General features: G+C 67.4%; 21 protein-coding genes. 10 read left to right on the plus strand and 11 right to left on the minus strand.

The window, feature by feature from the left end; all coding sequences use genetic code 11:
- Positions 1-80: 80 nt before the first annotated feature.
- From FHW81_RS25800 to FHW81_RS25810, 3 genes are all read left to right on the plus strand, one after another.
- Positions 81-665: a DJ-1/PfpI family protein gene (locus FHW81_RS25800; RefSeq protein ID WP_106120558.1), complete on the plus strand. Its 585-nt coding sequence runs from the start codon at positions 81-83 to the stop codon at positions 663-665.
- Positions 666-685: 20 nt separating this feature from the next.
- Positions 686-994 (plus strand): ribbon-helix-helix domain-containing protein, encoded by a 309-nt coding sequence (locus FHW81_RS25805; protein WP_003101146.1) that lies wholly within the window; start codon positions 686-688, stop codon positions 992-994.
- An 84-nt stretch (positions 995-1,078) separates the two neighbouring features.
- Complete coding sequence (locus FHW81_RS25810; RefSeq protein WP_073637108.1) at positions 1,079-2,386, plus strand: Nramp family divalent metal transporter; 1,308 nt, start codon at positions 1,079-1,081, stop codon at positions 2,384-2,386.
- 96 nt (positions 2,387-2,482) lie between these two features.
- Here the strand turns inward: FHW81_RS25810 and FHW81_RS25815 are convergent, their stop codons facing one another.
- Complete coding sequence (locus tag FHW81_RS25815; RefSeq protein ID WP_003093938.1) at positions 2,483-4,006, minus strand: fumarate hydratase; 1,524 nt, start codon at positions 4,004-4,006, stop codon at positions 2,483-2,485.
- 277 nt (positions 4,007-4,283) lie between these two features.
- On the opposite strand from FHW81_RS25815, the gene FHW81_RS25820 reads away from it, so the two are divergent.
- The 3 genes from FHW81_RS25820 to FHW81_RS25830 all read left to right on the plus strand — a co-directional run bounded on the left by FHW81_RS25820 (position 4,284) and on the right by FHW81_RS25830 (position 7,168).
- Positions 4,284-5,411, plus strand: coding sequence for a GGDEF domain-containing protein (locus FHW81_RS25820; protein WP_003101151.1), 1,128 nt, complete (start codon positions 4,284-4,286; stop codon positions 5,409-5,411).
- Positions 5,404-6,330 carry an iron-sulfur-binding ferredoxin reductase gene (locus tag FHW81_RS25825; RefSeq protein ID WP_003101153.1) on the plus strand — a complete coding sequence of 309 codons (927 nt, stop codon included), beginning with the start codon at positions 5,404-5,406 and terminating at the stop codon, positions 6,328-6,330. Before FHW81_RS25820 ends, FHW81_RS25825 begins: the two co-directional genes overlap by 8 nt.
- 64 nt (positions 6,331-6,394) lie before the next feature.
- Positions 6,395-7,168, plus strand: a complete 774-nt coding sequence (locus tag FHW81_RS25830; RefSeq protein WP_003101155.1) for an enoyl-CoA hydratase — start codon at positions 6,395-6,397, stop codon at positions 7,166-7,168.
- 411 nt (positions 7,169-7,579) lie between these two features.
- Here FHW81_RS25830 and pyk read toward each other — a convergent pair whose 3' ends face one another.
- The 3 genes from pyk to FHW81_RS25845 form a co-directional block, all read right to left on the minus strand.
- Complete coding sequence (gene pyk / locus FHW81_RS25835) at positions 7,580-9,031, minus strand: pyruvate kinase (protein ID WP_003093930.1); 1,452 nt, start codon at positions 9,029-9,031, stop codon at positions 7,580-7,582.
- 82 nt (positions 9,032-9,113) lie between these two features.
- Positions 9,114-10,028: a universal stress protein gene (locus FHW81_RS25840; protein ID WP_003134646.1), complete on the minus strand. Its 915-nt coding sequence runs from the start codon at positions 10,026-10,028 to the stop codon at positions 9,114-9,116.
- An 84-nt stretch (positions 10,029-10,112) separates the two neighbouring features.
- Complete coding sequence (locus FHW81_RS25845; RefSeq protein WP_003093924.1) at positions 10,113-10,919, minus strand: tetratricopeptide repeat protein; 807 nt, start codon at positions 10,917-10,919, stop codon at positions 10,113-10,115.
- Positions 10,920-11,012: 93 nt separating this feature from the next.
- Between FHW81_RS25845 and FHW81_RS25850 the strand changes: the two genes are divergently transcribed.
- The 3 genes from FHW81_RS25850 (at position 11,013) to FHW81_RS25860 (ending at position 12,339) form a co-directional block, all read left to right on the plus strand.
- Entirely contained in the window at positions 11,013-11,396 is a 384-nt protein-coding gene (locus FHW81_RS25850) for a tetratricopeptide repeat protein (protein ID WP_003120855.1), read from the plus strand.
- 100 nt (positions 11,397-11,496) lie between these two features.
- Positions 11,497-11,919, plus strand: coding sequence for a DUF4124 domain-containing protein (locus FHW81_RS25855; RefSeq protein WP_003093901.1), 423 nt, complete (start codon positions 11,497-11,499; stop codon positions 11,917-11,919).
- A gap of 60 nt (positions 11,920-11,979) precedes the next feature.
- Positions 11,980-12,339: a PilZ domain-containing protein gene (locus FHW81_RS25860; RefSeq protein WP_060774281.1), complete on the plus strand. Its 360-nt coding sequence runs from the start codon at positions 11,980-11,982 to the stop codon at positions 12,337-12,339.
- A 4-nt stretch (positions 12,340-12,343) separates the two neighbouring features.
- Here FHW81_RS25860 and FHW81_RS25865 read toward each other — a convergent pair whose 3' ends face one another.
- Genes FHW81_RS25865 through FHW81_RS25895 form a run of 7 tightly spaced genes read right to left on the minus strand, consistent with a single transcriptional unit; the run spans position 12,344 to position 20,051 of the window.
- Positions 12,344-13,675 (minus strand): DUF58 domain-containing protein, encoded by a 1,332-nt coding sequence (locus tag FHW81_RS25865; RefSeq protein WP_003110040.1) that lies wholly within the window; start codon positions 13,673-13,675, stop codon positions 12,344-12,346.
- Entirely contained in the window at positions 13,672-14,679 is a 1,008-nt protein-coding gene (locus FHW81_RS25870; protein ID WP_003093896.1) for an AAA family ATPase, read from the minus strand. Before FHW81_RS25870 ends, FHW81_RS25865 begins: the two co-directional genes overlap by 4 nt.
- Positions 14,676-15,947: a DUF4350 domain-containing protein gene (locus FHW81_RS25875; RefSeq protein ID WP_003101165.1), complete on the minus strand. Its 1,272-nt coding sequence runs from the start codon at positions 15,945-15,947 to the stop codon at positions 14,676-14,678. Before FHW81_RS25875 ends, FHW81_RS25870 begins: the two co-directional genes overlap by 4 nt.
- Positions 15,944-17,515 carry a DUF4129 domain-containing protein gene (locus FHW81_RS25880; RefSeq protein ID WP_003141220.1) on the minus strand — a complete coding sequence of 524 codons (1,572 nt, stop codon included), beginning with the start codon at positions 17,513-17,515 and terminating at the stop codon, positions 15,944-15,946. Before FHW81_RS25880 ends, FHW81_RS25875 begins: the two co-directional genes overlap by 4 nt.
- Complete coding sequence (locus FHW81_RS25885) at positions 17,502-18,482, minus strand: stage II sporulation protein M (protein WP_003093893.1); 981 nt, start codon at positions 18,480-18,482, stop codon at positions 17,502-17,504. Before FHW81_RS25885 ends, FHW81_RS25880 begins: the two co-directional genes overlap by 14 nt.
- A complete protein-coding gene (locus FHW81_RS25890) occupies positions 18,479-19,276 on the minus strand; it encodes an RDD family protein (protein ID WP_003134638.1) in 798 nt (265 codons plus the stop codon). The genes FHW81_RS25885 and FHW81_RS25890 overlap by 4 nt, the downstream gene beginning before the upstream one ends.
- A gap of 37 nt (positions 19,277-19,313) precedes the next feature.
- Positions 19,314-20,051, minus strand: a complete 738-nt coding sequence (locus FHW81_RS25895) for a hypothetical protein (RefSeq protein ID WP_023090822.1) — start codon at positions 20,049-20,051, stop codon at positions 19,314-19,316.
- A 224-nt stretch (positions 20,052-20,275) separates the two neighbouring features.
- Between FHW81_RS25895 and sbcB the strand changes: the two genes are divergently transcribed.
- On the plus strand, positions 20,276-21,718 hold the full coding sequence (gene sbcB, locus FHW81_RS25900; protein WP_009878058.1) for an exodeoxyribonuclease I: 1,443 nt from the start codon (positions 20,276-20,278) through the stop codon (positions 21,716-21,718).
- The last annotated feature ends 47 nt before the right edge of the window (positions 21,719-21,765 follow it).

The following is a 21,765-nucleotide window of genomic DNA, read 5'->3' on the forward strand; positions in this document are numbered from 1 at the left end:
TCTATTACCCGCGTCCCCCTGCGGATTGGCTACCTTAGGTGCATCCCCGGTATGACCGGGCCCTGCCCGAAGGAGTGCGCGTGATGGCTGCGAAGAAGATCCTGATGCTGGTCGGCGACTATGCCGAAGACTACGAAACCATGGTCCCGTTCCAGGCCCTGCAGATGGTGGGCCACCAGGTGCATGCGGTGTGTCCGGACAAGCGGGCCGGGCAAAGCGTGCGCACCGCCATCCACGATTTCGAAGGCGACCAGACCTACAGCGAGAAGCCGGGCCACAACTTCACCCTCAATGCCGACTTTGCCCAGGCCCGCGCCGAGGATTACGATGCCCTGCTGATCCCCGGCGGCCGCGCGCCCGAATACCTGCGCCTGAACGAGCAGGTGCTGGCTCTGGTGCGTGACTTCGACGCCGCGCGCAAGCCGATCGCCGCGGTCTGCCATGGCGCCCAGCTGCTGGCCGCCGCCGGCGTCCTGCAAGGGCGGGCGTGCAGCGCCTATCCGGCCTGCGCCCCGGAGGTGCGGCTGGCCGGCGGCGAGTACGTCGACATTCCGTCGGACCAGGCCCACGTCGACGGCCACCTGGTCACTGCGCCGGCCTGGCCGGCGCATCCGGCGTGGCTGGCGCGCTTCCTTGAGGTGCTCGGCACCCGTATCAGCCACTGAGACCCAGGAGACCCCCGCGCATGTGCGAACTCTATGTGAAAGCCGATCCGATCCTCTATGAATCGCGCTCGCGTTCCTTGCGCATCCGCGGGGTGGTGACCACCCTGCGCCTGGAGAACCAGTTCTGGGACATCCTCCGGGAAATCGCCGAAGGCGAGGGCCTGAGCACCAACCAGTTGATCACCAATCTCTACGAGGAAGTGATGGACTATCGCGGCGAGGTGCTCAACTTCGCCTCCTTCCTGCGTGTCAGTTGCACCCGCTACCTGGCGCAGCGGCGCGAGAAAGTCGCCGAGCTGAGCCTGGTCGGCCAGCGCGCCCAGGCCTGAGGCGAGGGAAGACGCGACCGGGGTGAAACGTTTAGGCTGGTCGCACTTCCTCCCCCGATCCGGCGTCGCCTCGTGAAATACTCCCTGCCCACCACGGCCACCGCGCCGTTCTGTCCCTCGGCGGTCAGCCACAGCGTGGCGGTGCCGGCCGACGCCTCGCCGCTGCGCAAGCTGGCGCTGTTCATCGGCCCCGGCCTGCTGGTCTCGGTCGGCTACATGGACCCCGGCAACTGGGCCACCGCCATCGAGGCGGGCTCGCGCTTCGGCTACGCGCTGCTGTTCGTAGTGGTGCTGGCGAGCTTTTCCGGGATGCTCCTGCAAAGCCTCTGTTCGCGCCTGGGCATCGCCACCGGCCGCGACCTCGCGCAGCTCTCCCGGGAGCGCTACCGCCCTGGCGTGGCGCGTGGCCAATGGCTGCTGGCGGAACTGTCGATCGTCGCTACCGACCTTGCCGAGGTGCTCGGCGCGGCGCTGGCCTTCCACCTGCTGCTGGGCGTCTCGATTACCACCGGGGTGGTCCTCACCGCCTTCGATACCCTGATCGTGCTGGCCCTGCAGGGCGCCAACTTCCGCCGCCTGGAGGCCATAGTGCTGGGGCTGATCGCGACCATCGGCGCGTGTTTCTTCGTCGAACTGGTGCTGATCGGCCCCTACTGGCCGGATGTCGCCGCCGGCTTGCGGCCGTCCTGGGACACCCTGAGCAGCCAGGAGCCGCTGTACCTGGCGATCGGCATCCTCGGCGCGACGGTGATGCCGCACAACCTCTACCTGCATTCGTCCGTGGTGCAGACCCGGGTCAGCGGCGACGACGCGGCGAGCAAACGCTCGGCGATCCGCTTTTCCCGGCTCGACACCATCGGCTCGCTGTCCCTGGCGCTGCTGGTCAATGCGGCGATCCTGATCCTCGCCGCCGCGGCTTTCCACGGCAGCGGCCATACCGAGGTGGTGGAGATCCAGGACGCCTACCACCTGCTCGACCCGTTGGTGGGCGGCGCCCTGGCCAGCTTCCTGTTCGGCTTCGCCCTGCTGGCGGCGGGGCAGAGCTCGACCTTCACCGGCACCATTGCCGGGCAGGTGGTGATGGAGGGTTTCCTCCGGGCGAAGATTCCCTGCTGGCAGCGGCGCCTGATCACCCGCGGCCTGGCCCTGGTGCCGGCCTTGATCGGCGTGCTCTGGCTGGGCGAAGGCGCGGTAGGCAAGCTGCTGGTGCTCAGCCAGGTGGTGCTCAGCCTGCAATTGCCGTTCGCCCTGTGGCCGCTGATTCGCTTCAGCAGCGACCGGGGCCTCATGGGGGAGTTCGTCAACCCGCGCTGGGTCAGCGCGCTGGCCTGGTCGTTGTTCGGCCTGATCTCGGCGGCGAACCTGACCTTGCTGTATTTCTGGTTCGGCTGAACCAAGGCGCCTGCGGCGCTGCCAGCCCAGGCTCCGGCCAGTGGCCGTACGAAAAAGCCCGGCGCGGGGCCGGGCTTTTTCAGGGACGGAGCAGGCTTACTTGACCTCGACCGCCAGGCTTTCGGCGATCTTCTTCTGCCAGACCGCCGGGCCGGTGATGTGCACCGACTCGCCGTTGGTGTCAACCGCGACGGTGACCGGCATGTCCTTCACCTCGAACTCGTAGATCGCTTCCATGCCCAGTTCGGCGAAGGCCAGCACCTTGGACTTCTTGATCGCCTGGGCGACCAGGTAGGCGGCGCCGCCGACGGCCATCAGGTATACCGCCTTGTTGTCCTTGATCGCCTCGATGGCGATGGGACCGCGCTCGGACTTGCCGATCATGCCCAGCAGGCCGGTCTGTTCGAGGATCTGGCGGGTGAACTTGTCCATCCGGGTGGCGGTGGTGGGACCGGCCGGGCCGACCACCTCGTCGCCGACCGGATCGACCGGGCCGACGTAATAGATGAAGCGGCCTTTCAGGTCCACCGGCAGCGTTTCGCCCTTGTTCAGCATGTCGACCATGCGCTTGTGCGCGGCGTCGCGGCCGGTGAGCATCTTGCCGTTGAGCAGCAGGGTCTCGCCCGGTTTCCAGCTTTGCACCTCTTCCGGGGTGATTTTGTCCAGGTCGACGCGGCGCGCGGACGGGCCGGCTTCCCAGACGATCTCCGGGTAGGCGTCGAGCGACGGCGCTTCCAGTTCGGCGGGGCCGGAGCCGTCGAGCACGAAGTGGGCGTGGCGGGTCGCGGCGCAGTTGGGGATCATGCACACCGGCAGCGAGGCGGCGTGGGTCGGGTAGTCCATGATCTTGACGTCGAGCACGGTGGTCAGGCCGCCCAGGCCCTGGGCACCGATGCCCAGCTGGTTGACCTTCTCGAACAGCTCCAGGCGCAGTTCCTCGATGCGGTTCTGCGGGCCGCGGGCCTTCAGTTCGTGGATGTCGATCGGGTCCATGAGGACCTCCTTCGCCATCACCGCTGCTTTCTCCGCGGTACCGCCGATGCCGATGCCGAGCATGCCCGGCGGGCACCAGCCGGCGCCCATGGTCGGTACGGTCTTCAGCACCCAGTCGACGATCGAGTCGGACGGGTTGAGCATGGCCATCTTCGACTTGTTCTCCGAGCCGCCGCCCTTGGCCGCGACATCGACCTCGACCTTGTCGCCGGGAACGATGGAGTAGTGGATCACCGCCGGCGTGTTGTCCTTGGTGTTCTTCCGCGCGCCGGCCGGGTCGGCCAGGATCGAGGCGCGCAGGACGTTCTCCGGCAGGTTGTAGGCGCGGCGCACGCCTTCGTTGATCATATCGTCGACGCTCATGGTAGCGCCGTCCCAGCGCACGTCCATGCCGACCCGGACGAACACGGTGACGATCCCGGTGTCCTGGCAGATCGGGCGGTGGCCGGTGGCGCACATGCGCGAGTTGATCAGGATCTGCGCCATGGAGTCGCGGGCAGCCGGCGATTCTTCGCGCAGGTAGGCCTCATGCATGGCCTGGATGAAATCGACCGGGTGGTAGTAGGAGATGAACTGCAGGGCATCGGCGACGCTCTGGATCAGGTCGTCTTGCTTGATCACGGCCATGGAGCACGGTCCTCTTCAGGCGGGTAATTCGGATGCGGGGCAGGGTCACGGAGCCGGCCGCAGCCGAGGAGCGCGCCGGTCAGGCACCGGCGCAAAAAAGGCGCGACAGTATAGCCGTTCCGGCGAGACGGGCGCACGCGCCGACGATCAGACCTTGGTCGGCCAGCCGGCTGGTCGGCCGATAAATCCGCGGTCCGCTAGCTGGCAGTTCGTTCGACTAGGCAACCCGCAGGGGGCAGGGTACATTGCGGCCAGGTGCCATTACGGGACGGAGCCCATGCGCACAGACAAGCCTCCTCTGAAACAGCGTGCGCTGCAAAAGCTCTTGCTCCGCCGGTTCGGCATGGCCGCAGGCACCTACCTGCTCGGCCTGGTCCTGCTCTGGCTGGCGCTACTCAGCGGCTTCTACCGCGCAGCGCCGACCACCGCGGCGGCCAGCACCACCCTGGTGGTGGCTTGCCAACTGGCCTTCCTCTGGCTGTTCGCCAGCGGTCGCAACCTGCGTTACGCCGATCCCAGCCTGACCGAGCCGCAGGTGCTGGTGGCGATCGCCTGGCTGACCTATTTCCTCTACCACGTCGACAGCCTGCGCGGCACCTTCATGGTGTTCTACGTGCTGGCCCTGCTGTTCGGTGTGTTCCAACTGCCGCCGCGGGTCTTCGCCCGCTGTGCGGCGCTGGCGTTCATCGCTTTTTCCGGCATCTACCTGGTAGAGGCCTTGCAGCAGCGTCTCGAGCTACCGGGCCGGGCTGCATTGCAGGTGCTCGTGATGTTCATCGTAATGGTCTGGCTGAGCCTGTTCGCCAGCTACATACAGGCGATGCGGCAACGCATGCGCCAGCGCCGCTATGCCTTGCAGGCGCACCAGGACACGCTGCGCGGCATGATGCGCCAACTGGAAGACCTGGTGGCCACCGACGAACTCACCGGTCTGTTCAACCGCCGGCATTTCATGCGCATGGCCAGCCGGGCGCTGGAAGACCTGCTGCCGAACCGGCAGCACGGCCTGGCGCTGATCGACCTCGATCACTTCAAGCGGATCAACGACCGCCACGGCCACGCCGCCGGCGATCGGGTCCTGCAGACCTTCGCCGCGGTGGCGCGTTCCTGTCTGCGCGATGGCGACGTCCTGGCCCGTTACGGCGGCGAGGAGTTCGTCCTGCTGCTGCCCCACGCCGACGCGGAACAGCTGGAAAGCTGTTGCGAGCGCCTGCGCCTGGCGTTCCAACAGGCGGAACCGGTCGGGGTCACAGTGGATACCCTGAGCCTTTCGGTGGGCATGACCCTGCTGTATGCCGACGACGATCTCGACGAGGCCTTGCAGCGGGCCGACCAGGCGCTCTACCGTGCCAAGCGCGGCGGACGAAACCGCTGCGACGCCACCTGGGAGGTCACCAGTGCCTGACATACGGGTCGGCGAGCGACGCCTTGCCGTCGCCGCCGGCAGCAACCTGCTGGATGCGCTGCTCGCCGGCGGCATCGCCGTGCCCCATAGCTGCCGCGCCGGCAGTTGCCACGCCTGCCTGGTGCATTGCCTGCAGGGCGAGGTGGACGACACCCTCCCGGAGGCGCTCGATCCGGCACGGCGCGAAGCGGGCTGGCGGCTGGCCTGTCAGTGCCGGGTGCTCGGCGACCTCGTGTTGCAGCCTTTCGATCCTGAGCGCGACGGGCTGCCGGCCAGGGTCGTAGCCTGCCACTGGCTGGGCGATGTGCTGCGCCTGCGCCTGGAGCCGGAGCGGCCCTTGCGCTATCGCGCCGGGCAGCACCTGCTGCTGTGGAGCGACGATGGCGTGGCGCGTCCCTATTCGCTGGCCAGCCTGCCTCACGAGGACCCATGGCTGGAGTTCCACATCGACTGTAGCGCTCCCGGCGCGTTCTGCGACCGCGCCCGGCGCCTGGCGCCTGGCGCGCTCCTGCGTCTGGGCGAGTTGCGCGGCGGGGCGTTGCGCTACGAGCCGGACTGGCAGGAGCGACCGCTGTTGCTGATGGCCGCCGGTACCGGGCTGGCGCCGCTCTGGGGGATACTTCGCGAGGCCTTGCGCGCGGAACACCAGGCGCCGATCCAGTTGCTGCACCTGGCGCGCGACCACTACCTGGCGAGCGAGTTGGCGGAGTTGGCCGGGCGTCATCCGCAAGTGCGCGTCAACCTGGTGTCGGCGGCGCAGTTGCCCTCTGCCTTGGCCGATCTCCGCCTTGTTCCGCGGCGCAGCATGGCCTTACTCTGCGGCCAACCCGCCAGCGTCGAACGCTTCGCCCGGCATCTCTACCTGGCCGGCGTACCGCGTAGCCAGACCCTGGCGGACCTGTTCCTGCCCCACGCCTGACGCGGCGCGGTGGCGGTGCCTTGCAGCCATTGCCGCGGCCCTGCGCCGCATCCCTGGAGTGACGATGAGCGAGCTGATTCGGGTCGAACGCGAAGCGGGGCTGCTGACCCTGCGCCTGGACCGCCAGGACAAGAAGAACGCGCTGACCCGCGCGATGTACAGTCGGATGGCCGAGGCGCTGCTGGAGGCGCAGGCCGATACGGCTGTGCGGGTAGTGCTGATCACTGGCGGCGATGCCTGCTTCACCAGCGGCAACGACATCCTCGACTTCCTCGAGCAACCGCCATCCCTGCGCGACAGCCCGGTCGGCCGCTTCATGAGCGCTCTGCTGGAATTCCCCAAGCCGGTGATCGCCGCGGTGAACGGACCGGCGGTGGGTATCGGCACCACCCTGCTGCTGCATTGCGACCTGGTCTTCGTCGGTCGCAACGCGCGATTGAAGATGCCGTTCGTCAACCTCGGCCTGACACCGGAGTTCGGCTCGAGCCTGATCCTGCCGCGCATGCTCGGTCATGCCAGGGCTGCGGAATTGCTGATGCTCGGCCAGGACTTCAGCGGCGAGCAGGCGGCGGCCTGGGGCCTGGCCAATGCGGCGCTGGAGGATGGCGCCACGGTGCTGGAGCACGCCCGCGATGCGGCCCGGCGCTTCCTGCACCTGGCGCCCTCGGCGGTAGTGGAGAGCAAGCGCCTGATGAAAGCGCCGTTTATCGAGGAGCTTCGCCGGGTGATCGCCGAGGAAGGCGATATCTTCAGTACCCGACTGCGCTCGCCCGAGGCGATCGAGGCGCTCAGCGCCTTCATGCACCGGCGCCAGCCGGATTTCTCCAGGTTCGCCTGAGCACACCGCTGTTGGGCCAGCGGAGCGACGATCCGTAGGGCGGATAACGCCCCAGGCGTTATTCGCCGTGAGGCGTCTGAAACGGCGGATAACCGCGTAGCGGTTATTCGCCCTACACCAGGTTGGGCCAGCGGAGCGCCGGTCCGTAGGGCGGATAACGCCCTAGGCGTTATTCGCCGCGATGCGGCTGAAACGGCGGATAACCGCGTAGCGGTTATTCGCCCTACACCACGTTGGGCCAGCGGGGCTCCGGTCCGTAGGGCGGATAACGCCATAGGCGTTATTCGCCGTGAGGCGTCTGAAATGGCGGATAACCGCGTAGCGGTTATTCGCCCTACACCACGTTGAGTTAGCGGAGCGCCGGTCCGTAGGGCGGATAACGCCGCGGGCGTTATCCGCCGCGACGTGCGCTTATACCAGCAGGTCGCCGACGTGCAGCACCTTCATGGTGTTGGTGCCGCCCTGGGCGGTGTAGCTGTCGCCCTTGGTCAGGATAACCCAGTCGCCCTTGGTCACCACGCCGCGCTTGAGCAACTCGTCGACCGCGGCCTGGCTGACCTTCTCCGCCGGCAGCGCCGCCGGGTCGAAGGGGATGGTTTCCACGCCGCGGAACATCGCCACGCGAGCCTGGGTCTCGCGGTGCGGGGAGTAGGCGTAAATCGGTACCGACGAGCGGATGCGCGACATGATCAGCGGGGTGAAGCCGCTTTCGGTCAGGCAGATGATCGCCTTGATCCCCGGGAAGTGGTTGGCCGTGTACATCGACGCCAGGGCGATGCTCTCGTCGCAGCGGTCGAAAGTCTGGCCGAGGCGATGGCTGGATTTCTGGCTGGTCGGGTGCTTCTCGGCGCCCTGGCAGACGCGGGCCATGGCTTTCACCGCTTCCACCGGGTACTCGCCGGCGGCGCTTTCCGCCGAGAGCATCACCGCGTCGGTGTAGTCGAGCACGGCGTTGGCCACGTCGGAGACTTCCGCGCGGGTCGGCATCGGGCTGTGGATCATCGACTCCATCATCTGGGTCGCGGTGATCACCACTTTATTGTTGCGGCGAGCGTGCAGGATGATCTTCTTCTGGATGCCGACCAGCTCGGCATCGCCGATTTCCACGCCGAGGTCGCCACGGGCCACCATCACCGCGTCGCTGGCACGAATCAGGCCGTCGAGGGCGTCGTCGTCGGCGACCGCCTCGGCGCGCTCGATCTTGGCCACCAGCCAGGCCTTGCCACCGGCCTCGGTGAGCAGGCGGCGGGCGTACTCCATGTCCTTGGCATCGCGCGGGAAGGAAACGGCCACGTAGTCCAGGTCCATGTCCGCGGCCAGCTTGATGTCGGCCTTGTCCTTGTCGGTCAGCGCCGGCGCGGTGAGACCGCCGCCGCGGCGGTTGATGCCCTTGTGGTCGGACAGCGGGCCGCCGATCAGCACCCGGCAGCGCAGTTCGTCGGCGGCGACTTCCTCGACCACCATCACCACCCGGCCGTCGTCCAGCAGCAGTTCATCACCGACCCCGCAGTCCTTCACCAGGTCCGGGTAGTCGATGCCGACCACTTCCTGGGTACCGGCGTCGCGGGCGTGGCTGGTGGAGAAGCGGAACTTGTCGCCGACCTGCAATTCGATGCGCTTGTTGGCGAACTTGGCGATGCGGATCTTCGGTCCTTGCAGGTCGCCGAGCAGGGCGACGAAGCGGCCGTGCTTGGCCGCCAGTTCGCGCACCAGCCTGGCGCGGGCGCGGTGTTCATCGGGGGTGCCGTGGGAGAAGTTGAGGCGGGCGACGTCGATCCCGGCCAGGATCAGTTGCTCCAGCACTTCCGGGGAATTGCTGGCTGGGCCGAGGGTGGCGACGATTTTGGTGCGGCGAACGGACATGCAAAGGACTCCTTGGATAACGCTGGCGTGCAGGCTACCACCGGCGAGGCTCGGCGGCGACTGCGGAGTCATACTATCTGCATCAGATGTCATTTGTCGGTTTGAGCACCAGCAGGTCGCATTCCACCTCCTCCAGGACGCGTTCGGCGGTTTGCCCGATCAGCGCGTTGTCCAGGTGCCCCCGGGCGACCGCGCCCATCAGCAGCAGGTCGATGTCGTTGGCCCGGACGAAGTCGGGGATCGTCTGCTCGGCATAGCCGGCCAGCAGGTGGCGGCGCTCCGCGGCGATCTCCGGGTAGGCTGCCAGCAGGTCGTCGAAGGCCTGGCGGTGACGTTCCTCATGTTGCAGCACGAAACGCTCGTAACCGGCGAGCATTTCCGCGTCGAACAGCAGGCTGCGCGGCATCGCCGCGTGGGTATGCAGGTAGTCGGCGCGCAGCCCCAGGCTGGCTTCGAGCTGGCGGGCGGCGGCGATCAGCCGGTGATCGAGGGCGGCCGGCTTGTCGCTGGCATGCAGCGGGTCGAGCGCCGCGCACAGGCGCTGGCCGCGCCAGGCGTCGTGATGGACCAGCCAGAGCGGCTGCGGGCAGTGGCGGATCAATTGCCAGTCGCTGTTGCCCAGTAGCAGGCGGCGCAGCAGGTTGTGCTTGCGGGTGCTCTTGAGGACCAGGTCGGGCCGGGTTTCGCCGACCCGTTGCAGGACCATCCGGTCCAGCGGCTTGCCCCACTGGGCCTCGACCTGAGTGCGGATGCCGGCCTGCTGCAGCGGCATGGAAAGCTGCTCCAGCCAGGTGACCCGTTCGTCCAGGTAAAGGTCGCGGGCACGCTGCAGCGAGTGACTGTCGAAGAACAGCCCGCCGTCCAGCGCCGGGTTGAAGTCGCACAGCAGCAACTCGACGCTGGCGCCGCTGCGTTCGGCGATCCACTGGGCACGGGTAAGGGCCGGCTGTTCGTCGCTGCTCGGGTCGACGACCACCAGCAGGTTATGCAGGTTCATGGCAACGCTCCTGGCACTGGGCGGGAATGCCATTGCAGACCAGGCGCCGCGACGGGCGCTTGATCTGGGTCAGTCCGGCGGGGATCAGCGCGGTTGCACGTTGAGCGCCTGGTCGAGGTGCCGGCTGGCCTTGTTCGACAATTCGCCTTCAGGATAGTCGAGCAACTGGCGGCGCAGGTATTCGATGGCCTTGTCGCGGTTCGGGTGCGGGTTGTCTGGCGCCAGGTACATCAGGCCGAGCTGGTAGAGGGCCTTTTCCTTTATACCGGCAGGAATCGCCGGATCGTTGACCGCCAGCAGGTAGAGCTCGGCGGCCTCGTCGACGCGATCCTTGAGCACCGCGCGGCGCGACAGCAGGGTCATGTCCGGGTCGAGGCTGGTCTTGTAGAGGTCGAGGTTCTGCTGCGGCTTCCAGGTGGCGAGCAATTCGCGGGCGCTCTTCTGCACCGGCTCCCTGGCTCGCTGCCGCATCGCCAGCAGGCGCGCCTGGGCATGCTCGGCGGCGTGGGTGCCGGGGAACTCGCGGACCACGCGCTGGAAGTAGTCGGTGGCCTTGGCGTCGTCGCGCTGGTCGTTGTAGCGGCTCATGTAGATCAGGCCGATCTGGTACAGCGAGATACCGCGCACCTCGGCGCTGTAGCGGCTATTGTCGTAGCCGGTGAGGTAGAGCTTCTCCGCCTCGGCGCTCCTGTTGTCGCGGATCGCCATGGCGCTGTAGGTCAGCAGGTCGCCTTCCTCCTCGATGGCGGCGGTCATGCGGTTGCTCTTCATCTGCTTGTATTCGGCGACTTCGCCAGTGGTCACCTGGGCGACGAACAGCGGCGTGGTCGGCGAACAGGCGGCCAGCAGCGACAACAATGGGAGCAGGACGAGACGGCGGGCGAAGCGCATGGCATCTCCTTGGCGCCAGGGCGAGAGCCACCCCAGTCTAGTCAGGCCCTTCAGTCACGCCAATACGCGCCGATACAGTTCCCAACGGAGGATATGCCTATGCGAAGCTTGATCGTTGCCTGCCTGGCGCTGAGTGCCACCGGTTGTAACAGCTGGTCGCTGAACAGCGACCTGAACGGGGCCTACCGCGCCTACGACAAAGGCGATTGCGCACAGGTGATGCTCGACCTGTCGCGGGCCGAACGGCGGATTCGCGCGCGGCCCTACCTGCAGCCGGAAATCTCGCTGCTGCGCGGCCAGTGCCTGGAACGCCAGAGCCTGTTCGTCGACGCGGCGCAGACCTACCACTTCATCATCGCCCGTTACCCCACCAGCGAATATGCCTACCGTGCCAAGGCGCGGCTGGAGACCTTGCGCCAACTGGGCCGGCTGAGCGAGACGCCGGCCTCGGCCAGCGCCGTGCCGACCCGCCTGTAGGCGGCCGGGAGACTGGACGGGCGTTCAGGCTGACCGTCGGTCGCATGGGACCCCGGTCGATCCGGTAAGCTTCGTCCTGGATTTCACGGAGGAGGTTCGCATGCGTGCCCTGTGGTTCTGTGTCGCCCTGATGCCCGTGCTGGCGCAGGCGGACATCTATCGCTGGACCGATGCCCAGGGCAAGGTACACTTCTCCGCCACGCCACCGGCCGGCGCGCAACGCGTCGAAGTCAGGCCGCAGGTGGTGGAACGTGACGCCGCGACCCGCCAGCGCGAGCAGCGCACCCAGGAGTATTTCGATGCTCGTCGCGAGGAACGCACCGCCGCCGCCGAACGTGCCGGCCAGCGCCAGGCTGCGCTGGCCGAGGAATGCGGGCGCTTGCGGCAACAGTTGTCCCAGCTCGAACGCGGCGGCCGCTTCTATCGGCAGGACGCCGGCGGCGGGCCGGTTTACCTGAGCGATGCCGAGCTGGACGCCATTCGTCGCGAACTGGCCTCGCGGGAGTCCGAACGCTGCCGCTGAGCTTGTTCCCCGAGCGCCGGCATCGTCATACTGGACTGCAAATCATAGCGAAATGCCATTATGGGTCTTCAACGACATATCCAGCGCCATCAGTTGCCCAGCTACCTGAAGGTGTTCAATCGCATCACCGATAAGCCGATGGGCTACATCGGCAACGTCTCCGAGGACGGCCTGCTGCTGATCAGCCAACTGCCGATGCTGGTCGGCGCGCGTTTCGAACTGCGCCTGAAGGTTCCGGGACTGGGCGGTCGCCCGAAATGCATCGATTTTTCCGCCGACTGCCGGTGGACCTGCGAGGACGTCACGCCCGGTCATTTCGATTCCGGCTTCCACCTGCTGGCGCCGCCCGCCGAATTCCTCGAACTGGTGGAGGCGCTGCGCCGCTACTTCAGCTTCCCCCGCCAGCCGCAGTCGGTCTGATCCGTCAAAGCACGCCGGCGCGCTTCCAGCCCAGGTAGCGGCTGATCAGCTCCGGCCCGAGTTCGCTGGGACGCGCATCGAGCACTGGCACGCCGTGGGCCGCGAGCTTCTCGTGGAGGCCGTTGCGCGCATTCAGGTAGTCGATGGTGCCGGTGTAGGCGAGCGCCTGCTCGTAGCGGGCGACCGGCTCCTGGCGCAGGGTGTCGAGCACTTCCTCGCGCAGGCTGGCGACCAGCACCCGGTGCTGGCGGCCCAGGCGTTTCACCGCGCCGAGCAGTTCTTCGTCGTCCTCGTCGCGCAGGTTGGTTACCAGGATCACCAGGGCCCGCCGCCGCTGGCGGGACAGCACCGCCTGCACGGCTTCCGGGAAATCGGCGGGACGCTGGCTGGTCTGCAGGTCGTAGACGGTGTTGAGCAGCGCGCCGAGCTGGGCGCTGCCCTTGCCCGGCGGGAGATGCCGGCGGTCGTCGCCGGCGAAGGTCATGGCGCCCACCGCGTCGCCCTGGCGCAGGGCCACGTAGGCCAGCAGCAGGCTGGCGTTGAGGGCATGGTCGAAGTGCGACAGGTCGCCGTCCTGGCTGCGCATGCGGCGGCCGCAGTCGAGCAGGAAGAGGATCTGCTGGTCGCGTTCGTCCTGGTATTCGCGGGCGATCGGCGTGCGTTTGCGAGCGGTGGCCTTCCAGTCGATCTGGCGCAGGGTGTCGCCGTCGCGGAATTCGCGCAACTGGTGGAACTCCAGGCCGAGGCCGCGGCGCTGGCCGCCGCGTACGCCGATCTGGTTGAGCCAGTGGTCGACCGCCATCAGTTCGGCGCCGTAGAGGCGGGCGAAGTCCGGGTAGACGCGGGTCTCGCCGCGTGCTTCCAGGTAGCGGCGCTGCCGCCACAGGCGCAGCGGGCTGGGCAGTTCCAGCTCGCAGCGGGGAAACACGAAGTGACCGCGGTTGAGCGGCCGCACCCGGTAGCCGACCTCGGTGCTTTCGCCCGGGCGCAGTTCGACCTCCTGCGGCAGGTACTCGAAATCCATGCCGGCCGGCAGGTGATCGAACAGGGTCAGGCGAACCGGACGCCGATAGGTGTGCTGCAGATGCAGGCGCACTTCGCTCCAGCGCCCCAGCGGCAGGTTGCCGCTGAGCTGGCGGCTCAGCTTCGGCACCGCCTGGCGGCGCGCCCACAGGGCGTCCAGCAGGCCGAGCAGGAGCAGCGCGGCGAGCGCCGCCCACCAGAATGTATGCAGTTGCGCAGGCAACCGCTGGCCGAGCGCCGACAGGCTGCCCAGGCCGATGGCCAGCAGCAGGAGCGCGGCGAACAGCGCCAGCAGGGCGCGCGATGGCTTCATACGCGGGGGGCCGGTACCTGGTCGAGCAACTGTTGCAGGACCTGGTCCACCGACAGCCCCTCGATGTCCAGCTCCGGAGACAGCCGGACCCGATGGCGCAGGACCGCCAGGGCACAGCCCTTGATGTCGTCCGGCACCACGAACTCGCCGCCGCGCAGCAGCGCCCGCGCCCGGCCGCAACGGACCAGGGCGATCGACGCGCGAGGTCCGGCGCCGAGGGCCAGGCCCGGCCAGTTGCGGGTGGTGCGGGCCAGGCGCACGGCATAGTCGAGGACCTGGTCGTCGATCGGCAGGTCGCTGGCGATCCGCTGCAGGGCGAGAACGTCCTTGTCCTTCAGCAGCGGCCGCAGGTTGGCCACGTCGAGCATGTCGCTGCGCGCGGAGCGGGTCACCTGGCGCACCAGGGTCTGCTCCTCGGCTTCGGCCGGGTAATCGATGCGCAGCTTGAGCATGAAGCGGTCGAGTTCGGCTTCCGGCAGCGGATAGGTGCCTTCCTGCTCGATCGGGTTCTGCGTCGCCAGCACCATGAACGGCTGCGGCACCGGCAGGGCGCGTCCTTCCAGGGTGACCTGGCGCTCCTGCATCACTTCCAGCAGGGCGGCCTGGGTCTTGGCCGGCGCGCGGTTGATCTCGTCCGCCAGCAGCAGGTGGGTGAACACCGGCCCCTTGCGCAGCTTGAACTGCTCGCTGGCGAGGTCGTATACGGCGTGGCCGGTGACGTCGCTGGGCATCAGGTCGGGGGTGAACTGGATGCGCGCGAAGCCGCCGTCGAAGCAGCGCGCCAGGGCGCGTACCAGCAGGGTCTTGCCGAGCCCCGGCACGCCTTCCACCAACACGTGGCCGCCGGCGAGCAACGCGGTGAGCACATCGTCGATCACCGCGCCCTGGCCGATCAGGGCTTTCTGCAGTTCGCTGCGCAGGGCCTGGGCCAGTTGGCTGGCGCGCTGGCGCTGGAGCGCCGGGTTGGGCGCGGTGCTCGGTTGTTCGGGCGTCTGTTCGCTCATAGGGCATTCCTGAGGCTTTGCAGGTGGGCGACCTGGCGGGTGAAGTCGGCAGCGGAAAGGCGCTGCGCCGGATATGGGCGCATGGCCTGGCTGATGGCGCTGGGTGGCAGGCGGGTCATGCGCCCGAGGATCTGCCATTGCTCGGCGACGCCGAGCTGTTCGAAACCGGGGTGGCGACGCCGTGCCCTGCGCAGGATGTCGCGTTGCAGACCGTGCAGCAAGGCGACGTGGCCGCGCTGGCGGAGGAGGAAGTCGGCGCCGGCGCGCAGGTGTTCCTCCAGTTGCCGGCGCGAACGGCTGGCCACCGGCTGCAAGGGACCCTGGCGCAGCCCTGCGCGCCACAGGCCAGCGAGCAACAGCAGCAGCGCTGCCGCCAGGGCCTCGGGGAAGTGGCGGGCGAGCAGGGTGGCGAGGCTGTCGCGTTCGGCGCGGTAGAGCAGGGTCACCTGGTTGTCCTGGGTCAGGTACCAGAGCAGCCAGGCGTTGTCGTACTGCTCGATGTTGCGGTTCTGCCAGATCCAGGCGTCGGTGAGCACCGTGACCAGGCCCTTGCCGTGCTGCATCTGCAACAGGTGGGTGGCGTCGCCGCTGTTGGCCCAGGCGTAGGCGTGGTTCTGCGGATCGTAGAGGTGGTAGTCGGGATCGAAGCCGATGTAGGCCGGCGAGCGCTCGTTTTCCAGGTACAGGCGGGTCAGTGCGGAATAGTCCGGCACGCTGTCGGCGGGCTCTTCTTCCTCGCCGGCGGCTTCCTCCGGCGGCGCTTCGGTCGCATGGTCGTCGACGCTACCTTCGTCGGCGTCGGCGTCGGCGGTTTCCTCGCTGGCCCGGTCCTGGCTGTCGTCGAAGTCCTCGGTCAGGTACTGGCGGATATCCAGGCTGTCGAGCAGCAGGTCGCCGCTCTTCTTCTCGTCCTCGTCCCACAGGCGTTCGGCGATCAGCACCAGGTGCCCGCCCTGCTCGCTCCATTGCAGCAGGCGGCGCGCCTGGCCGGGAGTCATGCCGGAGCGGCTGCCGAGCAGGAGCAGGGTATGCCCGGAGGGCGGCAGCTCCTTGAGGACCTCAAGGCCGTCGGCGCGGCTCACCGTGACCCCCTGCTTGCGCAGGAACAGTTCGGCGGCCAGGTAGGGATTGCGCCGGGCCTCCGGCGATGGGCCGAGGTCGATCGTCTCCGTATAGGGTTGCAGGCGGCTGGCCAGGAAGATCGCCAGCAGCCCGGCCAGCAGCAGGAGCACGGCAAGCAACAGGAAGCGCGCGCGCCGGCTCATCATGGCTTGGCTCCCGCGGCGAAAAGGCTGCGCCAGCCGTCGCAGAGGCGCTGGCGAGCGTCGTCGGCCGGCAGCCGGTGGCCGTAGGCGAGCGCCTGCCATTGGGCGGTCAGCAGTTGGCTGTAGTGCAGCAGCGGCCGTTGTTGCTCCAGTCCTTCGACCAGGCGCAGGACCTCGCCCTCGGTATGGGAGCCCTTCAACGGCAGGCGGTAGTCATGCAGCAGTCGGCTGAGCAGCCCGCGGTAGAGCAGGCCGAGGGCTTCCCGTGGTTTCTCGTTCCAGAGCCGTTCGGCGTTGCCGGCGATGTCGTCGGGCAGGCTTTCCGGACTGAGATCGAGGCCGAACATCACCGTCGGCGCTTCGCGGCGGGCCCGTTGCGGCAAGCCCAGGTTGCCGACGAACAGGCGCAGCCATTCACGGTAGCGCCAGACCAGCAGGAACACCGCGCTGAACAGCAGCGCCCAGAGCAGCACTTCGATGACCTGCGCCGCGTGACGGAACGGCACCCAGTTGGCCAGGGCCTCGAAGAATGCCTTGAGCCGCTCTTCGTCCTCCTTGCGGCTGTCCTTTTTCTCGGTCTTGTCGCCGAAGCGCCAGCCCGTCACGGTCTCGCTGTTCTTGAACGGCGCGCCGTCGACGATCGCCCGGATCTGCTTGCCGGCCTGTTCGCTGTTGAGTTTCTGCCGCAGCAGGCGGGCCTGCTCGGGCGGCAGCTCGGCGTCGCCGGCGCTGGCGGCGGCCGCCGGCTCGGCGTAGGCGGAAGGGGCGGGCAGCCAGGCCAGCGAAGCGGCCAGGCCGAGCAGCAGGACATAGGCGCTGCCGACCAGACGCTGGCGCAGGCGGCGGAACACCAGCTCGATGTCCCAGGCCTCCAGTTCGGTGCGCCGGTTCAGGTAGAGGGTGAAGCCGCAGGCCACGTAGATCGGCTCCCAGACTACCAGCACCAGGACGTAGAGCAGGTTCGACAGGTGCTCCAGCCAGAGCCACTCGCCGGCTTCCGGGTCGAGCAGGCTCTGCCAGTTCCAGTCGATCTCGTTCTGCGCCGGGATCAGCAGGTAGAGAAGCATGGCGAAGCCGGCCCAGAGCGCCATTTCCAGGTGCACGCCGACCACGGTCAGCCAGGTCGCGCCGCCGGCGTTGCGCTGGGACAATACGATCAGGCGCTGGCTGCGGGGCTCCCCGGCGAGCCCTTCCAGTTGCAGGACCGGCAGGTCGAAGCTGCGCGTCGGACTGAAGCGGCGCCACAGCAGGCTGGCCGGCAACTGTTTCCTCAGCAGGGCGGGATAGGCGCGCAGGGCCTGCTTCAGGGTTGGCGTATCGCCGAACAGGGCGTGCGAGAGAATGTACAGCGGCAGCCGTTCGAAGGCCGGCTTGAGCCACCAGAAGATCAGGATCGCCAGGGTCGGATGCTGCCACAGCAGGAGGCTGAGCACGGCGAACAGCGGCAGGGTCAGCAACGCCCAACTGCCCATCAGCAGGCGCGCATGGCGATGCGCCAGGAGGATGCCGAGGTCGAGCGCTTCCCAGGCGCTGCGCGGCCGAATCGCCACGCTGGCGTCAGTCAGGCGCATGGCGGCTCCGTCCGGCGAACAGGAAGTAGCTGCCGACCAGCAGCCAGAGGACCGCGCCGACCGCGTACTTCACCCGCGGCTCGAAATGACTGATGGAAGACCAATAGGCCTCGGTGAAGGCCGCCAGCAGCAACAGCACGATCACCCCGGCGATCAGTTGCACGCTGCGCCTGGCGGCCAGCCGCAGGGCTTCGCCGCGGGTCAGGCGACCTGGCGCGAGCAGCGCCCAGCCGAGCTTGAGGCCGGCGGCGCCGGCGAAGGTGATGGCGGTCAGTTCGAACGCGCCGTGGCCGATGACGAAGGGCCAGAAGGTCTGCACGTAGCCGATCTGCGTCAGGTGGCCGGCCACCGAACCGATCATCAGGCCATTGAACAGCAGGAAGAACAGGCTGCCGAGTCCCAGCAGCACGCCGCTGGCGAAGGTCTGAAAGGCGATGCCGATGTTGTTCATGATGTAGAAGCCGAACATTTCCCAGTCGTCGCTGGTGTCGCGTGCCCCCAACGGACCCAGGCGGGTGGTTTCCGGGGCGTACATAGACTCCATCTCGCTGACCTTGTCCGGGCTGACCACGCTGTAGATCAGGTCGGGAAAGTGATAGACCAGCAGCCCCATGAGCAGGGCGCTGCCGTAGAACAGCAGGCTGGCCACGGCGATGCTGCGCCACTCCTCGCGGACCAGGCGCGGCAGGCCGGCGAGCAGGAAGCCGAGGATGCGGCTGCCGAGGTGGCTGCGGTGCCGGTAGAACTGCTGGTGGCCGCGCATCGCCAGTTGCTGCAACTGGTCGATCAGGTGACTGCTGTAGCCGCGCTCCTGGGCCAGCGCCAGTTGCTGGCAGAGGCGCCGGTAATCGGCGGCGAAGTCGTCGCTGGAGCCTTCCAGCTTCTTGCCTTTCTCGAGAAAGGCGAGGCGTTTGTCGAAGCGTTGCCAGGCGGCCTGGTGGCGCTGTTCGAAGAGGCTCTGTTTCATGCGCTCTCCTGACGCAGGCCGAGAAAGCCACGGGCGATGCCGTTGATCTCGGCCTGGGCGCGTACCGGCTCGACGCCCAGCGGTTCGGCGAGAATGCCCGCCAGTTCCTCGCGGCGTGCCGAGGAAAGCGCCGCGCCGCGTTCGGCGAAACCGAGGAAGGCGCGCTGTTCTTCCAGGCTCATGGGGAAGGGCGGCAGTTGCGGCTCGACGTCAGGCAGGCTGGGCCGGCTCAGTTCGGGTTCGCGGTAGACCACCAGGGTGCCGGCGGCGATGTCGCCCAGGCGCTTGAAGGCCGGATGGTTCAGGCAACAGAGCAGACCGAGGGCGTAGCCGAAGGGCAGGATGTCGGCGAAGCGCAGCAGGTTGCGCAGCAGCGACGCGGCCCAGCCCACCGGAGTGCCGTCGTCGTGGACGACGCGCAGTCCCATCATCTGCTTGCCGGGCGAGCGGCCCTGGTTGAGCACCTCGAAGAGGACCATGTACCACCAGGTCATGACGAAGGTCAGCAGCAGGCCGAGGCCGGCGCCGAGCTTGCCGAGGAACGCCAGGCCGAGCATCAGCACCAGCATGATCAGGCCGCGGATGCAGAGGTCGATGGTATAGGCCAGGGCCCGGGGGACGACGCCGGCGGGACGCAGGAGCAGGTCGATGCCTTCCGGCGTTTCCACGTGGTAGTGGGTGTCGAGGACCTCGGCGCCTGGCCGGGGGGCGGGCGCGACGAGGCGGGCGGCTGCGTTCGGTGGCATCGGGGGGCCGTGTCGGGGAAAGTCAGATGCTAGCCAGCGTGGCGTCATCAGGCAACCGGGCCGCCGCGACGGCCCGGTCTGCACCTCAGTTGCCCAGCGGGCGAACGCCGAAGATGGTGCGGTAGAGAATACCCATGGAAACGACGAACAGCGGGCCGGTCCAGATCAGGCCGATGAACAGCGGGATCATGCTCACCAGCATCAGCAGGCTCAGCACCAGCAGCAGGCCGAACACCTTGAACCAGTGGCGGCTGATGGCCTTGCGCGAGGTTTCCAGGGCCTGCCAGGGCGTCAGGCCGCGCTCGGCCACCAGCGGCAGGGCGAGCATGTAGGCGACGCTCAGGTAGAGGCCGGGGATGATCAGCAGGAAGAAGCCGACGTAGACCATCAGCATCATCAGCAGGCCGGTGAGCAGCAGCGGCACCAGCATGCCGAAGTAGTTGAACATTTCGTTGAAGGTCGCCGGCTGGTCGGCGGCGCGGCGGATGCCGATCATGGTCAGGCCGGTGAAGAACGGGTAGCCCACCGCCGTGGCGACCAGGCTGGCGATCATCTGGCCGACCGCGAAGGCGATGGGATCGGCCTCGCTCATCAGGCCGATACCGCCGAAGAGCAGGGTGAGGATGAAGGTGATGGTCTGGATCACCACGCTGTAGACCACGAAGGCGCCGATCAGGATGCCTTTGACGCCCTTGATCTTGGCCCAGGCTTCGCTGATCACGTCGCCGATGCGGAAGTCGTAGTCGCCGATGACCGTCGGCACCGCCTGGGTCGGTTGCAGGGCGCTGGCGGGGGTAGCGTAGGGATTGCTGGTGTCGTTCATGGTGCTGTCCTTGTCAGTGAAACGGGCATCCGTGCGAGCGGAATGCTAGCGAGGGCGGAGGGGACAACGCAAGGTTCGGATGGCAGATATGCGCACTGACGCGCCCTGGCGGGATGTGCCTACGGCGCTTTCCGTGAGTTCGTTGGAAAACCTGGAAATCCCCGAAGTGGGTCGCGAGCTTCGCGGCAGTCACTGGTAGACTGCCCGGTGCCGCCAGAAAGGGAATGACCGTGAACGCGAGTATTTTTTGGTACGACTACGAAACCACCGGCATCGACCCCCGCCGCGACCGGCCGTTGCAGATCGCCGGGATCCGCACGGACGAGGCGCTGAACGAGATCGGCGAGCCGATGAACCTGTATTGCCGTCCCAGCGACGATATCCTGCCCCACCCTATGGCTTGCCTGATCACCGGCATCACTCCCCAGCGGCTGGCCGAGCGGGGGCTGTCCGAGGCCGACTTCATGACCCGGGTACACGCCCAGCTGGCGCAGCCGGCGACCTGCGTGGCCGGCTACAACTCCCTGCGCTTCGACGACGAAGTGACGCGCTACAGCCTGTACCGCAACTTCTTCGATCCCTACGCACGCGAGTGGCAAGGCGGCAATAGCCGCTGGGACCTGATCGACATGGTCCGTACCGCCTATGCCCTGCGCCCGGAGGGCATCCAGTGGCCGCAGCTGGACGGCCGGCTGTCGCTGAAGCTGGAAATGCTCACCGCGGCGAACGGCCTGGAGCATGGCCAGGCCCACGACGCGCTTTCCGATGTCCGCGCCACCATTGCCCTGGCCCGCCTGATCCGTCAGCGCCAGCCGCGCCTGTACGATTACCTCTACCAGTTGCGCAGCAAGCACAAGGTGCTCGACCAGGTGCGCCTGCTGCAGCCGCTGGTGCATGTCTCCGGACGCTTTTCCGCGGAGCGCCATTTCCTCTCGGTGGTCCTGCCGCTGGCCTGGCACCCGCGCAACCGCAATGCTCTGATCGTCTGCGACCTCTGCGCCGATCCCGCGCCGCTGCTGGAGTTGTCGGCCGAGGACTTGCGCAGGCGCCTGTATACCCGTCGCGACGAACTGGCCGAGGGCGAGTTGCCGGTGCCGCTGAAGCAGATCCAGGTCAACCGTTGCCCGGTGGTGGCGCCGCTGTCGGTATTGCGCGCCGAGGATCGCCAGCGAACCGGCATCGAACTCGAGGAGTGCCAGCGAAAAGCCGAGTTGTTGCGCCAGCATCAAACCGTCTGGGCGGACAAACTGACAGCGCTATATGGCGAAGAAAGTTTCTCCGCCAGCGACGACCCCGAGCAACAGTTGTATGACGGATTTATTGGCGATCGGGATCGACGCCTTTGTGAACAGCTGCGCCTTGCCGAACCGGAGCAATTGGCCAAAGAACAATGGCCCTTCGACGATGCCCGTTTGCAGGAGTTGTTCTTCCGCTATCGTGCGCGAAATTTCCCGGAAACTTTAAATGTGGACGAGCGCCAACAATGGGAAAGCTTCTGCCGCAATCGTTTGTCCCATGAAGAATACGGCGCACCGAATACTTTGCCGGCCTTCGAGGCGGCGCTGGAGGCTTGTCGGCAAGAGCAGGGCGGCACATTGCCGGCGGTACTTGCGGCCTGGCGCGATTACGCCGCGGAACTGCGTCAACGCTATTCGCTGGAGACTTGAGGACGCAGGCAGAGGAGTCGGTACGATCCGGCGGAAATGAAAAACGC

Source organism: Pseudomonas sp. RC10-4-2 (assembly GCF_050433085.1).
Taxonomy (GTDB): domain Bacteria; phylum Pseudomonadota; class Gammaproteobacteria; order Pseudomonadales; family Pseudomonadaceae; genus Pseudomonas; species Pseudomonas aeruginosa.

What these genes read in the sequence shown, in the direction of transcription:
- FHW81_RS25830 (WP_003101155.1), top strand. Translation starts at nt 6,395, where the DNA reads ATGAGCGAGCTGATTCGGGTCGAACGCGAAGCGGGGCTGCTGACCCTG.
- pyk (WP_003093930.1), bottom strand. Translation starts at nt 9,031, where the DNA reads ATGTCCGTTCGCCGCACCAAAATCGTCGCCACCCTCGGCCCAGCCAGC.
- FHW81_RS25815 (WP_003093938.1), bottom strand. Translation starts at nt 4,006, where the DNA reads ATGGCCGTGATCAAGCAAGACGACCTGATCCAGAGCGTCGCCGATGCC.
- FHW81_RS25890 (WP_003134638.1), bottom strand. Translation starts at nt 19,276, where the DNA reads ATGACGCCACGCTGGCTAGCATCTGACTTTCCCCGACACGGCCCCCCG.
- FHW81_RS25855 (WP_003093901.1), top strand. Translation starts at nt 11,497, where the DNA reads ATGCGTGCCCTGTGGTTCTGTGTCGCCCTGATGCCCGTGCTGGCGCAG.
- FHW81_RS25860 (WP_060774281.1), top strand. Translation starts at nt 11,980, where the DNA reads ATGGGTCTTCAACGACATATCCAGCGCCATCAGTTGCCCAGCTACCTG.
- FHW81_RS25895 (WP_023090822.1), bottom strand. Translation starts at nt 20,051, where the DNA reads ATGAACGACACCAGCAATCCCTACGCTACCCCCGCCAGCGCCCTGCAA.
- FHW81_RS25885 (WP_003093893.1), bottom strand. Translation starts at nt 18,482, where the DNA reads ATGAAACAGAGCCTCTTCGAACAGCGCCACCAGGCCGCCTGGCAACGC.
- FHW81_RS25850 (WP_003120855.1), top strand. Translation starts at nt 11,013, where the DNA reads ATGCCTATGCGAAGCTTGATCGTTGCCTGCCTGGCGCTGAGTGCCACC.
- FHW81_RS25820 (WP_003101151.1), top strand. Translation starts at nt 4,284, where the DNA reads ATGCGCACAGACAAGCCTCCTCTGAAACAGCGTGCGCTGCAAAAGCTC.
- FHW81_RS25845 (WP_003093924.1), bottom strand. Translation starts at nt 10,919, where the DNA reads ATGCGCTTCGCCCGCCGTCTCGTCCTGCTCCCATTGTTGTCGCTGCTG.
- FHW81_RS25870 (WP_003093896.1), bottom strand. Translation starts at nt 14,679, where the DNA reads ATGAGCGAACAGACGCCCGAACAACCGAGCACCGCGCCCAACCCGGCG.
- sbcB (WP_009878058.1), top strand. Translation starts at nt 20,276, where the DNA reads ATGACCGTGAACGCGAGTATTTTTTGGTACGACTACGAAACCACCGGC.
- FHW81_RS25875 (WP_003101165.1), bottom strand. Translation starts at nt 15,947, where the DNA reads ATGATGAGCCGGCGCGCGCGCTTCCTGTTGCTTGCCGTGCTCCTGCTG.
- FHW81_RS25880 (WP_003141220.1), bottom strand. Translation starts at nt 17,515, where the DNA reads ATGCGCCTGACTGACGCCAGCGTGGCGATTCGGCCGCGCAGCGCCTGG.
- FHW81_RS25865 (WP_003110040.1), bottom strand. Translation starts at nt 13,675, where the DNA reads ATGAAGCCATCGCGCGCCCTGCTGGCGCTGTTCGCCGCGCTCCTGCTG.
- FHW81_RS25805 (WP_003101146.1), top strand. Translation starts at nt 686, where the DNA reads ATGTGCGAACTCTATGTGAAAGCCGATCCGATCCTCTATGAATCGCGC.
- FHW81_RS25840 (WP_003134646.1), bottom strand. Translation starts at nt 10,028, where the DNA reads ATGAACCTGCATAACCTGCTGGTGGTCGTCGACCCGAGCAGCGACGAA.